We start from the raw sequence: 21,034 nt of genomic DNA on the forward strand, positions 1-21,034 counted from the left end.
GTGTTTCACGCTTATGCCTTAATGATTGCGGTCCTCTCACCTGCAGGCTTGAATTCACGAAGTCCGCCACGTCCGATCTCTTTTGTGACGTTCGCGAAGTCGAACACAAGGCTCGGGTCTGCGAATGCGATACGGATGAATGGGTTGGCTGTGAATGCGTCTCCGCGTGCTGCGTGAGCTGCCTTCGGGATACCTGTGTATCCAGAGAGGTGACCGACGTTCATTGCGTAGTTGGGGTAGTTCGGACCCCTCAATTCCATGGGCAGACCCTCATCGGACCTGTATGCGAATGAGTTGGCTGAACCACACTGATCCTGAAGGTCGTATCCGTAGAATCCGAGCCTTCCTGTCCTCTCCTTGTGCTGGAGCATTGAGAGGTACCAGAGGTTGAGACCGCAGTCTGCGACACCGGTAGCCATTGAACCTGCGATACCGGTTGCTGCTGCTGCAACTGTTGCCCTCTGTGATCCACCGAAGTGTGCCTCCATGATTGCGGGGTACTTCTCGTAGGACTCGAGTGCGTATGAGTTGATGTCATCTCCGAGCTGGATCAGCTTGTCGAAGTCTTCGGGGTTGAGTTTTCCGAAGCCACCGAACTTGTCCTTGATGTAGTCGATTGCATAGTATGTGTAATCCTCAAGGATGTTGTCAGTGTATGCTGCTGATGCGTACTGTGTGAATCCTACTCCACCAGACATGTATCCACCGAGGTAGATCTGGTCGAAGACGATTGCACCAAGTGCGACTGCTTCAAGAGCTGCACGTCCGGGGTCGTCCGGGTGTACACGGTCTGACTGTGCGATATCTGCCATGAATCCGAAGGGAATTCCTCCAGGCTCGTTGGGTCCTCTTGCACGCCTTGCGGGCATCATGGTACCCATGTTGATACACTGGTGTTTTGCAGAGTATGCGAAGTCGGCAATTGCTGCCTCTCCTGCTGCGAGTTTGTATGATGTGATGAAAGCCATCGAGATCTGCATAGCTGCGTGCCTCGAGATTGTACCTCCATCCATGACACGTCCGACGATTGTCGGGACACGGACTGCCTGCATGAGTGTGTTTCCAATTGCTGCTTTGAGCTGCTTTGCGTGGTCCTTTGAGAACTGCTTGTTGATATCGATGAGGAACCTCTTGTCGATCTCGTCTGCGAGCTCGTCGTTTCCGGTGAAGACCTTGACGTATGAGTCGTATGCGAGTGCAGGGTTGATCTCAGCCATGTGTTCCTGAACAACAGCTCCTCCGGGCATTGTGTGGTTAACTGCCTCGAGGTACTCGTTGATTGTCTCAGGTGTGACTTCTTTTCCAAGCCTTCTCTCGATTGTGTTGTGGGGTGAGTCGAGACCAACGAGGACTGTCCTCCTGATGTCGTCCCATGCCTGCTGAATTGCAGCATTGTTGATGCAGTGAAGATCATCCGGCTCTACGAAGATATCTGTGTGTGAGAGCTGGTAGGGCATCCAGGACCTCTGTCCGAGCGGAACTCCGATGTCCTGGTTCATCATGGGTATGCCACGCTGCTTTGCGATCTTGTTTGCTGCTTCTACGAACTCGACCTTTCTCTTTGACTGTTTCCATCCGCCGTAGCAGTAGAACTTTGTCTCGATGCTGGTTGGGTCCTCTTTGAATTTCTTCTTACAGGCGTCAATAAACAACCTTTCTTTTGCTGCCATCTTAATCAGATCCCCTTAACTTTGTAGGGCTGGTAACCACCGAGTGTCCTCAGTTTGTGGATCCTGAGACCGTACATGGTAACCTCTTTGTCGTCTCTCATGTCTACACCGTCTGCTCTGAAGATTGTTGTCCTCTTCTTGAGGTCATCCATCTTTGCGGGCTTTCCAACGGAGATTCTCCTGTCAAGGGGAAGTGCAACCTGATCCTTGACGTATACGACTTCTTTCTTCTTGTCGTCCCAGACATACCTCTGCCATGCATCGAACATGAGTCCGTGCTCATCGAGACGGCATGCGTGTCCGTGAACTGTTGCACCCCTGATTCCAGTGAGTGCAGGGTCGAATGTCTCGTTGTCGATCATTTCTTTTGCGATCTTCTCGAGATCCCTCTCACGCATCTCAATGATCTGCCTTCCGGACAGCGTACCTGTATCGATACCTCTGTACCTGGAGAGGTACATCCATGCCCTCTGGTAGGGCGAGATGGGTGCGAAGTAGACTGAATCCGTGAACTGGATGTACCTTACACGGTCTCCGTGCTTTGCTCCCTCGATCGGTTTAACGAGTGCCCTGATAGGACAGTCGGGCTCCTTTCCCTCCTCGATCGGGGGGTGGATCGACTTGTATTCCTCTCCAGGGTTCCTGTGTCCCATGATCCTGACGACATCATCCATTGCGATGTCTCTCAGTTTCTTAAGGTTCTGTTTGGGGTCCATGTATCTTCTCCTGTTCTTTGCAGGAATGGACTCACCAGGGTAGAATTGTCTCTTATATGCCATAATTAAACACCTTATCTATAATCGTGCATTGATGCTCTGTACTTGGAGTACCTTCCGACCTGAACACTGTAACCGAAAGGCATAGTGTCCTTGACAGCTTCCTCGATCTCCTTCACTTTCTCATTCAGCTCATCCTCATTGTTGACGGAAAGCTCAATGTAGAAATCACCTACCAGATGTTTGAGTTCAACATCCTTTCCGCAGAAATTGATCATCCTGCGTTCGGTGTGATTGTTGGGCAAGCCTTTGTTAGGGCCACTGTTGATGGTGGCGGGGAGACTTTCGCCCTTGAGGTTGATCTGCCTGATCTTCTCCACACCCTCCAATGCTTTCAACACTTTCTCTGTACTATCTGCTCCAAGCAGACGCTGACTTTGAATCCATACCTCAGGAAGAGGTACTCCGGCATAATTGGGGTCTGAATTATTGGTACTCTCTGACATTTTACATCACAGCTTCTTTGCGACTTTCTTTGCCTCCGCGGCGACAATCTGCATCGGTGTCTTGAACTCAGGAACGTCTCCGAAGACTTCTTTGAACAATCCTGATGTTGCCTCTGCTGAGAAGGTCTGTGTTCCACCATCAAGACAGTTACCTGCTGTGACAGCGGGGATCAGAACTCCCTTAGAGTGCTTTGTAACGACGTGGTTTCCGTGGAACAGTCCAGGTCCTCCTCCACCGTAGATCGAGTGTGAGAAGAATGACATTCCAACACAAACTCCCATTGAACGTCCGTAGTCTGTTGAAGGCAGGCCTGTCTCGTGCTCAAGGAGATCGTTGTAGTAGAGGATTGTTGAGGGAACTCCCTGTGCTGCCCTTGCTGCTCCAACGTTGACCATGACTGCTGCGACCTGACCGACTGCTGCGTATGCGTTCCAGAGCATGAGATCATCGGTTGTGTAGACCTTGTATCCGCTGGGGAGTGTCTCTTTCACCTTGATGACTCCGTCTTCGATTGCCCTCTCCATGAGTGTCTCGATAACGGTACCAACTGTTCCGGTCTTTCCGTTCTTCTTGACGATTGAGTAGAGCATGTTGTTTGCGTTAAGTCCCTCATATGCGAGTGCGAGGAGGTGTCCTCTCTCGAACGGACCGATTGCGTCACCCATCTCGAATGATGCTGTCTGCTCGAAGATTGCTGAAAGTGCAACACCCTGCATTGCGTTCCTGCCTACAAGTGCAACGACGTGGTTTGCCATGATGTTCCTGAGTGCGTAACCTGCACCTTCGTTGTTCTGAGGAACCTCAAGGATTGACTTTACGTTTGAACCGGTGAAGGTCATTGTCTGGGGGTATCTTCCCCATACTGCTCCCTTGACCATGTTTGCCTTGTACATCGGGATCTTGAATTCGTCGATGATTGCCTGTACTGTTGCTGCTGCGACACATGTGAATCCAGTTGTGTACTCGATTCCTGCGCGCATCCTTGCCTCAGGTACGACAACGACGAGACTCTTTCCGTCAGCTTTCACGTTGACGATTGTGTCGTCGCCCTCTTCTACCTGGACCATTTCTTTTACTGCTTTTGCAATCTTGTCTGCATTCTTCACGAGGGGGATGTCAATTTCTTTTCCCTTGATGATTGCACCGTCTCCACCCATTGAACCAGTCTTGAGAGCTTTCTCGATTCCGGCGAGGTTGACTGCGATCGTCCTCTCGGTCATTGCTGCAATTCTCTTGATTGCATTGTTGCGCAACGGACTGATTGCCTCCAGAGGAATCTGTTTAGCGATACGCTTTCCTCTGTCGTCATACAGATCTATTACGTCATTGTATTTTGGCATTTCATACCTCCGTTTATTCATAAATCAGCAAAAGGGCTAACCTTTTTGCCTCCCCTTGTAGTTCTTCCGTATGCCATTTTAGCATATAAAGTAAAGCATTTCTAACAATTATCGATTGTTAAGATAAAAAAGACCATTTTTTGGCCATTTATAAATGAAGTTTGAATCGACAAAAACCGCCTGCTTTTTGATATTTAATGGTTGTTTTTTATTGAACCTATTACTCGTTCTTTCACCGTTTTGGCCATCTTCCCCAGAGTCTTGGGCCTTCGCGTTCCGAATCCATCGTGGATACCTCCATTCCGGGGATGATCATCCTTACTGTAGGTATGTTCACATCATCTCTTGTGAGGTCCGCTACCACTGCACGTTCGAATCCATGCTCCACCAGGCTTCCAAGTATCACTTCGATATCATCCCTCACATAGGGTGTTGAGAGATTCTGCATCTCCGACAATCTTATCTTCTTGTCGTTGTCGGAATACCAGAGTCTGTTCACAGCCTTGATCCTCTCATAGCCCATCTCTTTGGTCACTTTGACAAGATTCGCATTGACCTTCAATCCATGTTTGTGAGTGGTCCTGCTCTGTGCTACCTCTGTCAATGCTCTGGTTGCAGCGATGACAGGATCGAGATGTGTCCCTACGCCTATGTTCAAAAGCTCGGGATCCTTCGTGGAAACGTCATCGGATGATGCTCCGATCGTAGGTATGCCAAGATCACTGGTCAGATCCTTGAGGTGTATCTCCACTCCATTATCTCTGAACTGTTTGAGGAGTTTTCCAGGCACGGAATCCTCATCATCTATCACTATGTCGGCATTCGTCCTGTCGAATGCTTCCGCTATCGACCATGCATCCCTCTCTATGACTTCAAACATACCATGCAGTATCGCTTCTTCGATGGTATTCCCTGATGCTATGCCGTTCGTATGGAATCTGAACAATTGCAGATCCCCATCGGGATAGTATGGATAGTACACTGCACATGCCGGGACCCATACCTCTTGGCCTTGGATGAGGTCATATCCTGTTGTCCATGCGATATCTGCCGCTTCGAGATTGTACATAACACGCGCAGGAAGGATCAGATCATCCGGTTCTATCATCGGACCGTTGTCCCTTACCTGTTGTATCGTACCAAGTACTATCTCATCGTCATCATGTAATTCAGCACTGTATCTTTCGATGGCTTCCATCGCGGCTGATGCCATCGCCTGTTCGGGTGTAGCACCTTTACCATTATAATTGCCGAATGTTCCCTTCGCAGTCTTCTTCCTGTACACGGAATAGACTGGAATGCCTATGTTGTCCTTATCGGTGATATCCTCTAGCGGCTCCATCCCTGCCTTATCCAAGAGGGGGATCACTCTCTTGAGCGTCTCTTCTGGCGGAACGACCCTTATCCCTGTATCTGCAGACACCTTCGGACAACGATTGAGTATGATCCCAGCCATGATGTCACTCCTTCAATCCTTTCTCATAGAGTTTGAGGTCTGCATTCTCATTGAGAGTCTCCTCCCCTATGAGGACATCTACCTCCACGTTCCTGACGCTTGGCATCTTCAACAATTTGGATTGGATCATCTCGTATATCTCATCCACATTCTTCGTGTATATCTCACATATGATATTGTGATCACCGAATGTCTTGTAGATGCCACCGATCTCCTCATAATCCCTGAGCTGATCTATGATCACTGCCGTGGGGGTACCTACGACCTGTATCATCACCAATGATTTCATGATGCCCATACTGGTAAGGTCCACATCCATGGAATATTTGCGGATGATATTCTCATCCTCCATCCTTGCCACACGACGGCTCACGGTTGCCTTGGATATGTTCAATTTGTTCCCTATGCTACCCATAGGGGTTCTAGAATCCACCTTCAACCGTTTCAGGATCTCAACATCTTTCCTGTCGATCAGCTCTGCCATGCAACGACGTTACGCAATCATCGTATTTAATCTATCTAAACAATAGTTAAATCCACAGACCATGTGGTTAAAGAAGAAATTGGTCCCGCCATTCGACATAGGCGGGACCGTTCGGACATCAGTCCCTCTTTGCTTTGAGGAAGACGCCGTCCTTGTAGATGTCGAGATCGGATACCATCTCTGCGATCAAGCTGTAGGGGACACCGATAGCCATCTCGTCAGCCTTCATATCCGTCCTCTTCCTGCAACCGAAACAACCGATCGAGATGTTCGGCTTGCCTGATACGATAGGTATCGCAGTGACATCCTCGCATGCGCATTGGAACGGTGCTGTGGTGTATGTTACGCGCCCTCCGACCTTACGTGTGAGGAATGCCTCGAACCAATAGATCCTCTCGGGTATGTCGACGAAGACTACAACATCAGGTATGAAATTTGCATCCTTCAGTGGGCATACGACCTCGCCCTGTGTCTCGAAGGGAACGTCAACGGCAGCAGCGATCATCGCTTTGGCCGCATCAGGCGACTCATGGATACCTATATTCGCATGGAACTCGCCGCTGATGACCTTCTCAGGCTTCGGGATCATTCCCAAAGTGGATGCACCGACATTGCATGACTGCATAGCTGCAGGCATCTTGTATGAATTTCCATTCTTCGCTCCCATCACGGCTTGACAGTGAGTCATCTGCTCGGAAGGTGCGTCATAACCTGCTGGATACTCCTCATCCTTCTTTACCAATTTTACAGCCACAGGCTCGTGTCTGAGCTTGAGAATCGTCTTGAACTTCTCTGCGAATACGCTGTTGTCCGACATGCCTTAAGGATGTTAATACTACATATAAAATGTATCTAAGAAAGAGAATAGGGGTGTAGCCCCCATCTGAATCAGAGTTTGTATTGCACTTTGAGATCTGTGAAAGAATAGACCTTCTCTGGGCAATTGAATTCACATGCCTTACATGCGGTACCGAGACAGAGGTCGGAACGTACGTTTATCATGTGCGCTCCGTCGGGCGTATCGGTCACGGTCAATGCCTTCTCAGGGCATCCGCGCTGACATTTCCTGCATCCGGTGCATCCGTCGAATATACCTGTCATGATCATACCGACAGGATCCAAAGTGTGTATTCCTGCACCGACCTCAGGTATGTCCGATTTCACGATCCTCTTGCATATCTTCGGATGTACGATCTCAGGGAGCGGCGGGAATCCAGATGCTACCATCAATTCGTTGTACATGTCGTATGGCATACCCTCATCCCAATATGCGAGCTCGAGGACGTACATGTCTTCGAACTTCTGATTCCCTGCGAACATTATGTGGTTCGCAGAGATCGAATTCGCAACATCCTGCATCATATCGAGAGCACCATCGGATTTGAGCAGATCGTGAGCCATCATCAATGATGTGTTACCGAGCTGATACACCTCATCCAATACGCGAGGTATCATTCCGCAATACTGTGCTTTTACAGGATCAACATATGTTCCTGAAGCACCAGCCATGTACATAGTCTTCACATCAGCATCGGAGAGACCTACCTCATACATCAGAGTCCTGTGACCTGCACGGATTGCACCCATGGCCTTCCCTGCTTCGTGTACATCGTTGGCGGATATCGTTACACCGTCCACGAGATGGATCTTGTTATCTGGGGTCTTTATTCCGGGAAGTGCGATCACGCCTGATCTGAGACCTTCAGATATGCATGATACGGTACCTGTTCCTGTGATCCCTTTCGCCTTGTAGTCCAGGATCCTGACTGTATTTCCGGTCACAGGATCCACCTTAGCGGTCGTCACAGGGATCAGATGATCGTCAAGTACGACGTTCTCCCATGTACCGTCATCTGCGATATTGACATCCGAGATCGCACGCGGTGATGCGAGGACACCCTGTTCAATGGATTGACCTTCCATCGCTGGACCGGCAGCAGCGGAACCTGAATACAATTCACCGTCCAGGTAGAGTCCCATCTCTGCATTCGTACCATAATCGGTGACCATGCAGACCTCTTTCTTGTCAAGCATACCGGATTTTATTATCATGGCCAATGCATCAGCACCGATCTCGTGCCTTATCGCAGGGGGCATGAGCACCTCCACCTCGGGATTGATGCCTAACAGCCCGATATCACCAGCAGTGGTTATGTGTGCCTTCCTTGATGGAGGGGTCACACCGAGGTTCTTGATCTTGTTCTCACCAGCGAATGCCAAATCCCTTATCTCGATGTCCTCGAACAATGACAACTGGATGGGATTACCGCAGACTGATATCTTCTTCACCTCAGAGAGTTTCTCCTTTCCATAGAGGCTTATGAGATCGTACACCGTCTGCGCGATGATGTTATGCGTAATCGCCCTTCCCGAAGTCATCCAGAAGTGCATATGATCCATTATGTTCGCACCCGGAAGCGGGTGTCTGACCGTTATCGCCGTATCAATAATCTTGGCACCTTTGTCAAGATCGACAAGGTGGGATCTGAACCCGCTCGTACCGAGATCGAGTGCTATTCCGTATGCCATAGTAAATCCTCTTCCAGTGCATTGGAATGTTGAGTATAAAATGGCCTTGCAACGAAAACGTATCGAAGTATATGTAGAAGTGGGGGCTGATGCCCCCTTGATTAATTCGTTTGTGATTCTGCAATCAGAGTGATTTGACAGAGTCGACGAGTGCTTTGAGGTTTGCACCGGGGATAAGAGCTGAAAGTCCGCATCCAGGTGAGATTACGTTGAATCCTGCCTCTGCGATCCTCTTTCCTGCTGCTGCACAGTCCTCAGGTGTTCCCTGGAGCAAGGGTGAGACGACACCGACGTTTCCGACGAGTGCTGCACGTCCACCGACGATCTTGACTGCCTCTGCGGAGTCGACTTTCTCCTCGATTGAGAGACCTGTTACGCCTGTCTCGATCATGTGGTCGAGGATAGGTGCTGTGTCTCCACAGATGTGAAGAACTGTGTCTGCTCCCTTTGTTGCTGCGAGTGATGCCTTGACGTATGATCCTGCATACTCTGTGAACATGTCGGGTGAAAGAAGGTCTGTTGATGCTGAAGGCTCTGACATCTGGATGATGTCTGCTCCTGCGTCTGAAAGTGCCTGGCAGTATGCTTTAACGATGGGGTTGACTGCATCTACCCACTCTTTGACCTTGTCGGGCTCCATCATGATTCCGAAAACGAGGTTCTCTGTTGAAACGAGGTGACCTGCGAGTGTGAAAGGTCCAGTGTTACCTGCGATGACTGCGTAGTCCTTTCCGTATTTCTCTTTCATGAGTTTTGTTGCCTCGAGAATGACTGCGGGCCTTCCTGTCTTGAGGAACTCCTCAGGGGACATGAGGTTGGGCTCGTCGTATTCACCGGACATGGGGTCGAATTTGAAGGGGTGTGCTTTGAGCATAGGTGTCCTGTCTTTCTTTCCAGGATCCACTTTGCATCCGAGTGCCTCTGCTTCTGCTGTGAGACAGAATGAGGACCTGACTGCTTCGAATCCGAAGACGGTTGCCTGTGCTGCTCCGAGCTCGCACATCATCTTTGCATTTGAGTGTGCTTCGGGCCAGTAGATGTTTAATGCATCCATCTGGTCGATGGTTGCTGACTGTGTGAAGACTGCGACTGGGGGTCTGTCCAGCTTCTCCTGTTTCATTGCTGCGAGTACTCTCTCTCTTGGTGTCATTGCCATGATAAGTCTCCTCTATCGGGAGGATATGATTACAGTTATAAAAAGGAAAGGGAGGGGTAAAAGTGTTTAGCGGAAATTGTTTGAAACGTGCGACTCAATCCCTTTCAGGTGGATCTCCTATCGCTCTTGATATTATCTCAACATAGTTCACAGTACCCGATAATCCCTCATCGGTGTAATCCCCTATGCCTCCTTCAGAAGCCATATATGTCTTTATCTTGGACGATGTCATAACATTCCTAGCACCCATCGCCTTCAGCTTGTTCTCGAGATATGACTCCAGACTGCGTTTGGCGGATGATATCGCCGTATCCAAGTGGACATGGTATGATGAGCCTATGAACGGGACCGTCGTCAAGAATTTGTAGTCGGGCGTAGGGATCACGTTCCCTGACAGCGATTCGCTTATCTTACTGCACACAGCACCTACTGCATTACCGACATCGTTGTTATCGGGGAAGACCACCTCGGCACCCAATCTCTCGCTGAGGTCGGACATCATGTATTTAGATGGTGCTCCCACTCCGATGACAGGTATGCTGAAGCTTGGTTTCATATTCATCGCGGTATCGCCGTGATGCAATGTCAACATCCTTCTCAGCAGGAGCTCTGAACCTCTGTCCCTCCATTCCAGCATCTGATCGTCGAGCATCTTGCTCATGACCGCCTCTGCGATCTTCTCCTTCACCTCATCGAAGACTATGCGTGATGCTTGCCTCTCGGTCATACCGAGCTTCTCGCCCACCGCATGGACACCTGCTCTCGCTCCGTCCTTCGATCCCAATTTAAATGAACCGTCGTAGACCATTATATCCGTAGGCGTGAGTGATGACAGGATCATCGCACCCTTCGTGACCAATGAGGATAATTCATCATCGATCATCCAGAGGCCTTCCACCTCATTCTTCACTTCCATGTTCGAAAGAGGTCCTTTTCCGATTATCGAGTCGTACACCCTCTGTTCCTTCTCGGTGAGTACCTGAAGGTTGTAATCATCGACCGCCTCGTAGTAGTCGTAGATGTTGGAGTGCATGATCTTGCCGACCACATCAGGGTGCTTCTCGGCCAATCTGCATAATGGTTGCACCCTCTCAGGACCTATCGTGATGCTGTGTCCATCCACTCTTATCCTCGAATCCCCGCCCAATGCGACCGTGTACATATCGACAGCCTTCACACGGGTCCTCCATTTTCCAACCGATGCACCGTTGAATTGGATCTGAGGGAATCCAGAATCCATTATCGCGATATCTGTGGATGTGCCTCCGATATCCACTATCACACAGTCCTCGAGGCCTGAAAGTATCTTTCCGCCCATGGAACTGGCTGCGGGTCCGGAAAGTATGGTCTCGACAGGATACAACCTTGCCTGTTCCAATGTCATGACGGAACCGTCTCCCTTGTATGCCATTATCGGTGCTTCTATGCCCTTCTTCCTGAATGTCGCCTCCACATCATCGAAGAACTTACTGACGACAGGGATCAGTTTAGCATTCAACACAGCCGTCTCTGCCCTTGTATCGATACCGAGAACGGCAGAGAGCTCATGTCCTGCAACGGTTGGAAGCCCTGTATAGGATGCTGCCAATTCCTTCACCTTCTTCTCCTGTGACGGATTCATACTGGCGAACAATCCCGAGATAGCGATCGCATCCACCTCTCCCTTCATGCTGTCCAATGCTGCGATGACCTCATCCTTACTCATGGAGGCTATCTGTCTGCCCTTGCTATCGCAACCGCCCTTGATGATCACCTGCTTCTTCTCACCGAAATTGACAGGTTCCATCGGATTCCATCCTATGAGGATGAGTCCTACCTCTCCGCCACTGCCTTCCAGGATTGAATTCGTGGCCAATGTAGTGGATATTCCTACGAGCGATATATCCGATGGTCTGATATCCGTAGATCTGAAGACCGCATCCACTGCATTGTACAATCCTATCGACAGATCGTGATGCGTCGTGGGCGATTTCTTCTTGACCACGACGGAATAATCGTCAAGGTCGACGATGACCGCATCCGTGAACGTACCTCCGGTGTCGATTCCGAGACCATACCTTGCAACAGATGACTTCTCATCATCCTCAGAGTATGTGTCGGGTTCGATCAGTCCCTCTCCTTCGACCAATTTGCCCAGATATCCGGATACTTTCTCTCTCTTCTTCGTCTCGGCATTATATCTTGTCGACTGGAAATAGACGTAGTAATTGTTACCGGATTTCTTAACTTCGAAGCATTTCCTGCCTGCTTCCTTCTCTCTTTTGATCCAATCCTGGACCCATTGATCGAATTCCGACTGTTTCATAGATTACGTATCGACGCATACCGTATAATAGTGAGCAGTACCACAGAACATACCGTATAACGTTCCATGAAGAAAGGGAATGATGAAGAATATGTGAAAAACCTCAAGGGGGGGCAGGACATCCCCCCATGAGGGAAAAAGTTGAGGGAAAAAGTATGAATTTGCTTCTACGTGTTTACAGCCCAAGGAATGCTGATGCAACGTGTGAAGCCTCGACTGCGTCGTAGGACCAGCCGTCTGCTCCAATCTGGTCTGCGAACTCTTTCGAGGTTGCTCCACCACCGATCATTGTCTTGATCTTTCCTTTGAGTCCTTCCTCTGCGAGCATCTTCTCGCACTCTTTCATACCTGCGAGTGTAGGTGTCATGAGTGTGGACTCTGCAATGATCTGTGCTCCCTCTGTCTTTGCCTTCTCGACGATGTCTTTGATCGGGACATCCTTACCCAAGTCGTAGATTGTGAGTCCGAGACCGGTAAGCATGGCTTTCACGATGTTCTTTCCAATGTCGTGGACATCTCCCTCGACGACTGCAAGAACGACCTTACCTTTTGTCTCTCCGCCTGCTCCTGTGAGCATAGGGAGAACAAGGTTGAGACCCATGTAGAGTGTGTTTGCCGAGAGAAGAACCTGGGGAAGGAAGTACTGCTTTGCTGCGTACTTGTCTCCGACGATCGACATTGCTTTTGAAAGTCCGTTGAAGATGATGTCCTTTGCATCGTGTCCTGCATCGAGGCATCTCTGTGTTGCGTCCTTTCCTTCTTTGATCTTACCCTTTACGACAATGTCGATGAGTTCATCCATTTCTGCGCTCATTTCTATTCCTCCGTCTTGTCAAAAAGACGATGGAACATAATTCGCCTCAACCGATATAAAGGGTTTTATGGATGGATTATATATCCATGTACTATATTACGCGCGTATATTAAGAGCATATTTAAAACTTTCTCTCTTAATGATGTTAACATATCAAATTTCCAAATTTTCGATATCGCCTAATTTGCCCATAGGGAGTATACCGAACTCGGTCACACCGTAGACATCCGCATCGGATACGTCTGCGGCCTTACAAGCAGGAGACATGAACGTCTCCGGCCCCGCCAAGGTGAGATCCGAGCCTGATGACAAAGGCGAGAACGGAGGTATCACGATTATCCCGTCTTTCTTCAGATGGAGGAAACACTGCACCTTGACGCCTCCGAATACGGCGCCATGCACCTTGACCGATGGATGCTCATGTCCGATTATCACAGGACGTTTTCCGGAATCCACATGTCCATGCTCCATCCTGAAACCGCAGATATCCACATAATCCACCGCCATGAGGCCGGTGTCCTGCAGGATATTCTGAAGGAAATTATCATGGTTCCCCTTCACCACTATGACGTCCGATGCATTCTTCAGAAGTTCGATGACCCTGTGCACCTCTTCCTTTCCTTCGTACCTCGTCCTCTTGAAGTCATGCTTTATGTCCCCGAGGAGAACGATGCGCTTCGGCTCATATTTGCATATTATAAGATTGAGTTCCTCTCTTATCGAGTCCGTGTTGATGCGAGGGATGAACATCCCGTCCTCCTCCAATGCCTTCTCATAGCCTAGGTGAAGATCCCCAAGTACGACAGTTGGACCATCGTCGATGTAAAGACACCTCTCCTTGGTCACTCTGACGCCAGGCATTATCTCCACGGAATCCATGCCCGTGTATCCTGTCACTAGTAAAATATATTTTAGTAGGACGGTACATCAGGTTGCAATGATAGAGCGTACGTTCCTAATCGCGAAGGGCATCGGAAAAGGCAAAGAGAGTAGACTCTGGTCGTCCGGCATCAATACCTGGAGCGATTTCATGGAATCCAGCGACATACCCGGTGTCAAAGATTCCAAGAAAGCGGAATATGACCTATTGTTCGCTGAGGCATACGACCTCCTTGATGATCGTGACTGCTATGGACTCGGCGAGATGCTACCGCCAGGAGAACAATGGAGACTGTATGGGAGATTCCATGATGACGTAGCATATCTGGACATAGAGACAGATGGATTAGAAAGGGACTCCACGGTGACCGTAGTGACCATCCACAAGAAGGATGATACGACCACATTGACCTGTGAGAAAGACCTAGATGCGGGATCGCTATCCGATGCATTGGATGGCGTCAAGATGCTCGTTACATTCAACGGGAGATGCTTCGACGTACCTGTATTGAAGAATAGTTTTCCGACAGTCGACTTCGACATGCCTCATTTCGATCTGAGGTTCGGTTGCAGGAAGGCAGGGTTGCCCGGAGGCCTCAAGAAGGTCGAGGTGGAGCTCGGACTGAAGAGGGATGATGACATATCCGACATAGACGGGGAGGAAGCGGTACGCTTATGGAAGTCATGGAAGAAGAACGGGGACTCCCGTGCCTTGGAACTGTTGACGGAATACAACCGCGCCGATACAGTGAATCTCGTCAATGTCGCTGAAGAGACCTATGATAGACTGGTGAGACAACATGGCTTCTGAACCGATCGACAGATTGATGGCGGATGCGGAACACGCAGCGGACATGATCCGCAAAGCCAAGGATGTGCTCATAGTCGCACATATCGATGCGGACGGGATAACATCCGCGGCCATAGCGTCGAAGACATGTGAACGTCTTGGTAAGGAGTACAACGTACTATTTGCGAACAAGATGGATAGCGACACCATCCACACCATAAACACGACCGACAAGGATACCGTTTGGATAGTGGATCTGGGGAGCGGATACCTCTCTGATTATAAGAGGGACAGGATCGTCGTCTCCGATCATCATGTACCGGATCCCAAATGGCGCAGAGGACAATTGACGCTCGATAGTTTTCAGATCATCGAACATGTGAACTGTCACACATATGGGATGGATGGATCCACAGAGGCTTGCGGTGCCACCACGACATACCTTATATCCAAAGCGATAGACCAATCCAACAGAGACCTTGCATATCTTGGTGTGATAGGTGCGTGCGGGGATCTCCAGGACCGCAATGAATATGGGTTGATAGGCGTCAATCGCATTGCACTCAACGATGCCATAGCCAATGGCGATGTGATCGCAGAGAAGGATCTCAGATTATTCGGGAGAGCAAGCAGACCTCTGGTGCAGTTCATCCAATACAGCAACGATCCGAATCTGGATGGGTTGACGGATGATTCCCATGCATGTCATGAGTTCTTCGATGATCTAGGCATACCTTTGACCGAGAACAATGTGAGCCGTAAATGGCTCGACCTGTCACCGGATGAGAAACAGAAGGTACGTGACGCGCTCAGAGAGCACATCAGACCGTGTGATGAATGGATACTGATAGGGGAGACATACACATTGCCTAGATTCCCCTTGACAGGAGGCCTCAGGGATGCGAAGGAATTCGCGACCTCTCTCAACTCGTGCGGAAGATATGATGATGCCCCTACAGGTGTGAAGATATGTTTCGGCGAACAGTCCGCGATGGCGGATGCTGAGAGGAATCGTGCGGAACATAGGAAGAACATCTCATCAGCACTGCAGTACGTGAAGCACAACGATCTGATCCACAGAAGACAATTCATACAATACTTCGACGCAGGCGATGCCATAAAGGACACCGTCGTCGGAATAGTTGCAGGCATGATATTAAGTACAGAGGGATTCAATCGGATGATGCCGATAATAGCATTCGCCAAAGCCGATGATGGAGTGAAAGTCTCTGCAAGAGCGGACCGCTCATTGGGAGAAAGGGGGTTGGACCTGTCCATCATCATGAACAGGGCGGCTGAGATCGTCGGCGGATATGGTGGAGGGCACAACGTTGCGGCAGGGGCCACGATACCTGTAGACAAAGAGGACCAATTCCTCGACATAGTCGAGGATATGGTCGCATCCCAACTCATTTGAGAAGTGTCAACAGGATGGCCTTCTGTGCGTGAAGTCTGTTCTCCGCCTCGTCGAATACCACGCTGTGCGGACCTTCGATGACATCATCGGTTATCTCCTGTCCGCGGTGGCATGGGAGACAGTGCATCACGATGCAATCCGGTTTCGCTATATCCAATAATTCCTGATTGATCTGATATTTCTTGAATATCTTCACAGCTACCTCTTCGGATGTGCTGTCGCCCATCGAGACCCATGTGTCCGTGTAGAGGATATCTGCATCCACACACGCTTCCAAAGGTTCATGGGATGCCAGGATCTTACTTCCGTTCTGATCTGCGATACGTGCGGCACCGAGCATGATCTCGGCATTCGGCATCCTGACGGCCGGACAGCATGCGATCATGTCTACACCCATTATGGCGCATGCATAGAGGAGCGAGTTGCAGACATTGTTCCCATCTCCGAGATATACGAGCTTCTTACCCTTGAATGAGCCGAGGTGCTCCTTTATCGTGAGCATATCAGCAAGCGCCTGACATGGGTGTTCGAGATTGTCCAATCCGCTGATCACAGGGACTGTAGCACTGTCCCCGAGCCTATCCATCATCTTATAGTCGAATGCACGGTACATTATCCCGTGTACGAAACGGCTCATCACCCTTGCGGTATCCTCAACGGTCTCGCCGTGATCGAGCTGCATATCCCTTGCTGAAAGATATAGCGGGTGTCCCCCGAGTTCACTCATCGCGACATCGAATGATATCTTGGTCCTTGTGCTGGGCTTTTCGAATATCATTGCAAGTGTCTTCCCTCTCAGAGGTTCTCCATGGTTCCCACGTTCCTTCTTGAGCTTTTCGGCGAGTTCAACGAGCTGAGGCATATCGTCCTTCATGTCGAGGACGGAGATGATGTTGCGTTTTACCATGAGCATTCATATAATTCACTTATATATAAGACGAAAGAGTCCGAAGATACCGTCGATACGTTATACATATCACGGATGCGGATCTGAATCGCCCTCCATCAGAATGATCATTGACAGAGCATACCTTGACGCTCTGTCTTTTGATGGATCATTACTGTCCATAATCTCTTTCTGACCTCTCATGACTCCAGAGGAACGAAATAACTCTTGATGATACAGCGTAGCGTTTAGTATTGAATTAGATAACTTTATCTACAACTATACAATGCACGGATTGAAATATGGCCGGGATAGGGTAGCTTGGTTATCCTAGGGGATTGTGGATCCCTTGACTCGGGTTCAAATCTCGGTCCCGGCCCTTACTTCTAATAACTTCATCTGGTGAGATGTAATCATGGCTTGGAGCGGTAAATTCAGAAAGATCGATGATAACAGATGGGAGATATCCAAAGAGCATATGCCTTGTATGAGAACCGATGCGGTGATCTTCTCGAACGAAAGCATGTTGGATTCGATCATGGACGATAATTCTCCGCAACAGGTAGCGAATGTCGCATGCCTCCCAGGCATCGTCGGCAGATCCTTGGCCATGCCTGACATACACTTCGGATACGGATTCCCCATAGGGGGTGTCGCTGCCGTCGATGCTGATTCGGGATCCATCTCCCCTGGCGGTATCGGTTTCGACATCAATTGCGGTGTCCGTACCATAAGGACCAATCTCACGTTGGATGACATCAAGGGTAAGAAGTCCGATCTCATAGATGCCCTCTACAAGAACGTCCCGTCAGGCCTTGGTTCGAAAGGACTCACCAGGGTCGATATGAACGTCATAAACGACATACTCTCTGAGGGATCGAGATGGGCAGTAGAGAATGGATTCGGATGGGAGAAGGACCTGGATGTCACCGAGGAATGCGGGACCATGGCCACAGCGGACCCGACCACCGTCAGCGATAAAGCGAAGAAGAGGGGGATCCCTCAATTGGGATCGCTCGGTTCAGGCAACCACTTCTTGGAATTGGATGTGGTCGATGAGATATTCGATGAGGATGTCGCAAGATCATTCGGATTGGAGAAAGGACAGATAACCGTGACCGTACACTGCGGTTCGAGAGGTTGCGGCCACCAGATCGCAACGGACTATCTCATGAGTATGGAGCAATACATAAGGGACAACAAAGTCTCCCTTCCAGACAGACAACTCGCATGTGCCCCGTTGGATACCGATATCGGGGAGAGATACTTCAAAGCGATGTCATGCGGAGCGAACTTCGCATGGGCCAATCGTCAGATGATAACACATTGGATCAGAGAATCCTTCGAGACGATCATGGGTTGTTCCGCAGAGAGCATGGGCATCGAAGTGTTGTATGATGTGGCGCACAACATAGCTAAGAAGGAACGCCATGATGTCGATGGAAAATCCATGGATGTACTGGTGCACAGGAAAGGTGCGACAAGGGCCTTCGCCGCTGGAAGATCTGAGATCACGATGAGATATCGCAACATCGGCCAACCTGTGATAATCCCTGGTGACATGTGCACAGGAACGTACATATTAGTCGGAAGGCCGGGATCTATGAAGGAGACCTTCGGGTCATCGTGTCACGGTGCTGGAAGGGTCATGTCCAGGAAGAAGGCAATCGGTTCGATAACTGCGGACTCCATAAGGACGCGCATGTCCGGCGACGACATATACTTGAGAAGCGGCTCCGACGAGGGATTGGTCGAGGAGGCCCCGCAGGCATACAAGGATGTCGGTCAGGTCGTATCCGTCGTGTGTGATGCAGGACTCACCGGTAAGGTCGCCAGGATGAGGCCCATAGGCGTCATCAAAGGGTGACGTCCTCTATTCCGATTATATTGCGTGCAGCCTTAGCGACCGCACCCTCCATGCCTGCAGGTGCGGATACCATGAGGGCCCAATCGAAATTCGACCTGCTCTGAAGTGATCTAGCCAAGGTCGAGAATGATGATAATGTCCTGATCCTTCCGCCGTCCAGTATGTTCACATCGGTCTTACCGATCTTCTGCTCGGACAGCAATGCGGATCTTGGCGGCATGTCCACGATGACATCCGACACATCAACGCCTGCTCTCGCAGCGATGCGCCCTTCCAATTCCTTCCTCGCATTCGAGTCCAAAGCATATCTTGCCAATTCGATGACATCGTCATCGCTCAACGAACTGAAATACAAAATGTACGCCTTCTTGTACAATCTGCGCAACATGATATTCCTGGTGATGTCCGATGCCTTACCTCCGAACGACATCAACCTCTGGATGAGATCGGAATCCGTCATGAGATACATCTCGGACATGTCGCAACCTTGATCCATCGCCTCATCCACGGCCTTCACCAACATCATCTCGGCCGTACGTATGGTCTTATGGAAATATACCGAGGAATGCATCAACAGGCGTGAGACCACGAGTCCCTCTGCCGCGACTATGCCTCCTCTCTTCAAGACCAATTGATCGTTGTATTTCACCATCTGACTCAACAACCTCTCCATGTCGATGGTGCCGAGATTCACACCCGTGTAATGCGCATCTCTAAGAAGATAATCCATCTGATCCGAATCCACAGGGCCGTGGATGACCTGGTGCATATAGTCCCTTGATGAGAAATAAGGCATCTCATCACCTATATGGAACGGACCGAGCGTTGATTTCGGATATGCAATGAGATCGCAGACCATGTCCGCTGATATCCCGCCATCCTCCAGGATCTCCGATATTGAATCGATACCATCCAGGATATCCCTGTCCCTCTCCATGAATGTGGGGATCCTGCCTAATATCAGATCCCTGGCGAGATCCATGTGATTCCTGCCGGTGATGGATTCCATCGATTCCTCCAATGTGTGTGAGAATGGTGCGTGACAGACATCATGGAGCAGACCAGCCGCCATGAGTGCCGTGATGTCCTCGTCATCCAAGTCCAAGACCTTGCCCATCCTTCCCGATAAATGGTATACGCCGAGACAATGCTCGAATCTCGTGTGATTCGCGCCAGGGAATACCAGATCACCCAACCCAAGTTGTTTGACCGAGCGTATCCTCTGCATCTCATGCCTATCCAATATATCCAAGAAAGGTGGGGCGATGGTTATGCTCCCATGGATGGGATCGTGGACGATTTTGCTCTTATTGGCCATCCTCTCACTTCTCACGTATGGCAAGATTCGTCAATTTGACCTTCTCAGGGATGAAGATGAAGGTCATCGGATTGATGGATTGATGTTCGAACTTCGACATACGGGCCATCGTCCTCATCCTCTCTACGGATGCATCCACATCTCCACTGAATCCATCCAGATTCACGATCAGGACACATTCCGATAACAACACGCCAGGTAATCTTTCGACATCGGACGGGTTGCGTACCTTTATCACTTTGACCCTTTGCGCGGAGACATCCCCCGGGATCTCCTCCTTCGAGAGATCCACGAATATCGCATCGCATTTGATATTGAGATCCTTCCTCTTTCCGATGCCTAACATCATCACTCACCGGATTTCCATAGTTTGTCTCCGACGTAGTGTATCGTATGGATGGCCTTACCCTTCTGCCTGCCCTTGAGTCCTGCCGCATCACGCAATGCGACGCCTACGGCCAAAGGTGCATTGTTCTTGTAATCCTTTATCCAAACGAGATCCCCCTCGGATATCCTGTCGTCCGCACCCACGATACCTGGGCCCATCACATCGGCACCGTTCGTGACATACTGCACAGCACCCATATCCACTGTCACCGAATACGATTCTGGCCTGTATTTCAACAATCCTCTGATCGTAAGGAACGGTTTTCCCTGATACACCAAAGCAAGGATCGAGTTGTTGACGAAGATCACATCGAAATCCGAACTCTCGGCCATATCTATGACATCCTTATCAGCGAATGTCTCGATCGAGAGCAAAGTGTTCAAATCCTCTTTGAGAGCCTTGATATCCTTCTCTCTCATCCTCTTCCTCTTACGTATCATTATGTCAGCCATTGGCCTCTAGATACATCTGAATGATTATAACGATGGCGATTGACCGGTGATAACGTTATA

19 protein-coding genes and 1 tRNA gene are annotated in these 21,034 nt (G+C 49.7%); 4 read left to right on the forward strand and 16 right to left on the reverse strand.

Annotated elements, in window-relative coordinates; genetic code table 11:
- Positions 1-11: 11 nt before the first annotated feature.
- The 12 genes from mcrA to ACI2NF_RS07170 all read right to left on the reverse strand — a co-directional run bounded on the left by mcrA (position 12) and on the right by ACI2NF_RS07170 (position 13,856).
- Positions 12-1,670, reverse strand: coding sequence for a coenzyme-B sulfoethylthiotransferase subunit alpha (mcrA, locus tag ACI2NF_RS07115; RefSeq protein ID WP_177971605.1), 1,659 nt, complete (start codon positions 1,668-1,670; stop codon positions 12-14).
- A 5-nt stretch (positions 1,671-1,675) separates the two neighbouring features.
- Positions 1,676-2,449 carry a coenzyme-B sulfoethylthiotransferase subunit gamma gene (mcrG, locus tag ACI2NF_RS07120; RefSeq protein WP_177971604.1) on the reverse strand — a complete coding sequence of 258 codons (774 nt, stop codon included), beginning with the start codon at positions 2,447-2,449 and terminating at the stop codon, positions 1,676-1,678.
- A gap of 11 nt (positions 2,450-2,460) precedes the next feature.
- Positions 2,461-2,892, reverse strand: coding sequence for a methyl-coenzyme M reductase operon protein D (gene mcrD / locus ACI2NF_RS07125; protein ID WP_177971603.1), 432 nt, complete (start codon positions 2,890-2,892; stop codon positions 2,461-2,463).
- 6 nt (positions 2,893-2,898) lie between these two features.
- On the reverse strand, positions 2,899-4,233 hold the full coding sequence (mcrB, locus tag ACI2NF_RS07130; protein WP_177971602.1) for a coenzyme-B sulfoethylthiotransferase subunit beta: 1,335 nt from the start codon (positions 4,231-4,233) through the stop codon (positions 2,899-2,901).
- Between the two features lie 232 nt (positions 4,234-4,465).
- Positions 4,466-5,689 (reverse strand): YcaO-related McrA-glycine thioamidation protein, encoded by a 1,224-nt coding sequence (locus ACI2NF_RS07135; protein WP_400211275.1) that lies wholly within the window; start codon positions 5,687-5,689, stop codon positions 4,466-4,468.
- Between the two features lie 4 nt (positions 5,690-5,693).
- The gene (locus ACI2NF_RS07140) at positions 5,694-6,173 is read right to left on the reverse strand and encodes an Lrp/AsnC family transcriptional regulator (protein ID WP_177971600.1); all 480 of its coding nucleotides are present in this window, start codon (positions 6,171-6,173) and stop codon (positions 5,694-5,696) included.
- Between the two features lie 118 nt (positions 6,174-6,291).
- A complete protein-coding gene (locus ACI2NF_RS07145) occupies positions 6,292-6,990 on the reverse strand; it encodes a DUF169 domain-containing protein (RefSeq protein ID WP_177971599.1) in 699 nt (232 codons plus the stop codon).
- Between the two features lie 71 nt (positions 6,991-7,061).
- On the reverse strand, positions 7,062-8,702 hold the full coding sequence (locus ACI2NF_RS07150; RefSeq protein WP_400148884.1) for a methylamine methyltransferase corrinoid protein reductive activase: 1,641 nt from the start codon (positions 8,700-8,702) through the stop codon (positions 7,062-7,064).
- A 124-nt stretch (positions 8,703-8,826) separates the two neighbouring features.
- Entirely contained in the window at positions 8,827-9,858 is a 1,032-nt protein-coding gene (locus ACI2NF_RS07155; protein WP_400147290.1) for an MtaA/CmuA family methyltransferase, read from the reverse strand.
- A 94-nt stretch (positions 9,859-9,952) separates the two neighbouring features.
- Entirely contained in the window at positions 9,953-12,163 is a 2,211-nt protein-coding gene (locus ACI2NF_RS07160; protein ID WP_400147287.1) for a hydantoinase/oxoprolinase N-terminal domain-containing protein, read from the reverse strand.
- A gap of 175 nt (positions 12,164-12,338) precedes the next feature.
- On the reverse strand, positions 12,339-12,977 hold the full coding sequence (locus tag ACI2NF_RS07165) for a cobalamin-dependent protein (RefSeq protein ID WP_400148882.1): 639 nt from the start codon (positions 12,975-12,977) through the stop codon (positions 12,339-12,341).
- 153 nt (positions 12,978-13,130) lie between these two features.
- Entirely contained in the window at positions 13,131-13,856 is a 726-nt protein-coding gene (locus ACI2NF_RS07170) for a metallophosphoesterase (protein ID WP_400147282.1), read from the reverse strand.
- A 58-nt stretch (positions 13,857-13,914) separates the two neighbouring features.
- Between ACI2NF_RS07170 and ACI2NF_RS07175 the strand changes: the two genes are divergently transcribed.
- Complete coding sequence (locus ACI2NF_RS07175; RefSeq protein ID WP_400147279.1) at positions 13,915-14,667, forward strand: ribonuclease H-like domain-containing protein; 753 nt, start codon at positions 13,915-13,917, stop codon at positions 14,665-14,667.
- The gene (locus tag ACI2NF_RS07180) at positions 14,657-16,063 is read left to right on the forward strand and encodes a single-stranded-DNA-specific exonuclease RecJ (protein WP_400211276.1); all 1,407 of its coding nucleotides are present in this window, start codon (positions 14,657-14,659) and stop codon (positions 16,061-16,063) included. Before ACI2NF_RS07175 ends, ACI2NF_RS07180 begins: the two co-directional genes overlap by 11 nt.
- Here the strand turns inward: ACI2NF_RS07180 and argF are convergent.
- Positions 16,056-16,970 carry an ornithine carbamoyltransferase gene (argF, locus tag ACI2NF_RS07185; protein ID WP_400150673.1) on the reverse strand — a complete coding sequence of 305 codons (915 nt, stop codon included), beginning with the start codon at positions 16,968-16,970 and terminating at the stop codon, positions 16,056-16,058. The genes ACI2NF_RS07180 and argF overlap by 8 nt on opposite strands.
- A gap of 284 nt (positions 16,971-17,254) precedes the next feature.
- Here argF and ACI2NF_RS07190 point away from each other — a divergent pair.
- Together ACI2NF_RS07190 and ACI2NF_RS07195 are read left to right on the forward strand one after the other, a co-directional pair.
- Positions 17,255-17,328: transfer RNA gene (locus ACI2NF_RS07190), tRNA-His, on the forward strand.
- 36 nt (positions 17,329-17,364) lie between these two features.
- The gene (locus tag ACI2NF_RS07195; protein ID WP_400211277.1) at positions 17,365-18,816 is read left to right on the forward strand and encodes an RtcB family protein; all 1,452 of its coding nucleotides are present in this window, start codon (positions 17,365-17,367) and stop codon (positions 18,814-18,816) included.
- Here the strand turns inward: ACI2NF_RS07195 and ACI2NF_RS07200 are convergent.
- Genes ACI2NF_RS07200 through ACI2NF_RS07210 form a run of 3 tightly spaced genes read right to left on the reverse strand, consistent with a single transcriptional unit; the run spans position 18,806 to position 20,974 of the window.
- Positions 18,806-20,134 carry an HD domain-containing protein gene (locus tag ACI2NF_RS07200; protein WP_400211278.1) on the reverse strand — a complete coding sequence of 443 codons (1,329 nt, stop codon included), beginning with the start codon at positions 20,132-20,134 and terminating at the stop codon, positions 18,806-18,808. The genes ACI2NF_RS07195 and ACI2NF_RS07200 overlap by 11 nt on opposite strands.
- 4 nt (positions 20,135-20,138) lie before the next feature.
- Complete coding sequence (locus tag ACI2NF_RS07205; protein WP_177971770.1) at positions 20,139-20,480, reverse strand: hypothetical protein; 342 nt, start codon at positions 20,478-20,480, stop codon at positions 20,139-20,141.
- A gap of 2 nt (positions 20,481-20,482) precedes the next feature.
- Positions 20,483-20,974, reverse strand: a complete 492-nt coding sequence (locus tag ACI2NF_RS07210; protein WP_400147268.1) for a PUA domain-containing protein — start codon at positions 20,972-20,974, stop codon at positions 20,483-20,485.
- Between the last annotated feature and the right edge of the window lie 60 nt (positions 20,975-21,034).

It is taken from the genome of Candidatus Methanarcanum hacksteinii (assembly GCF_964305265.1).
In the GTDB taxonomy this organism is placed as follows: Archaea; Thermoplasmatota; Thermoplasmata; order Methanomassiliicoccales; family Methanomethylophilaceae; genus Methanarcanum; species Methanarcanum hacksteinii.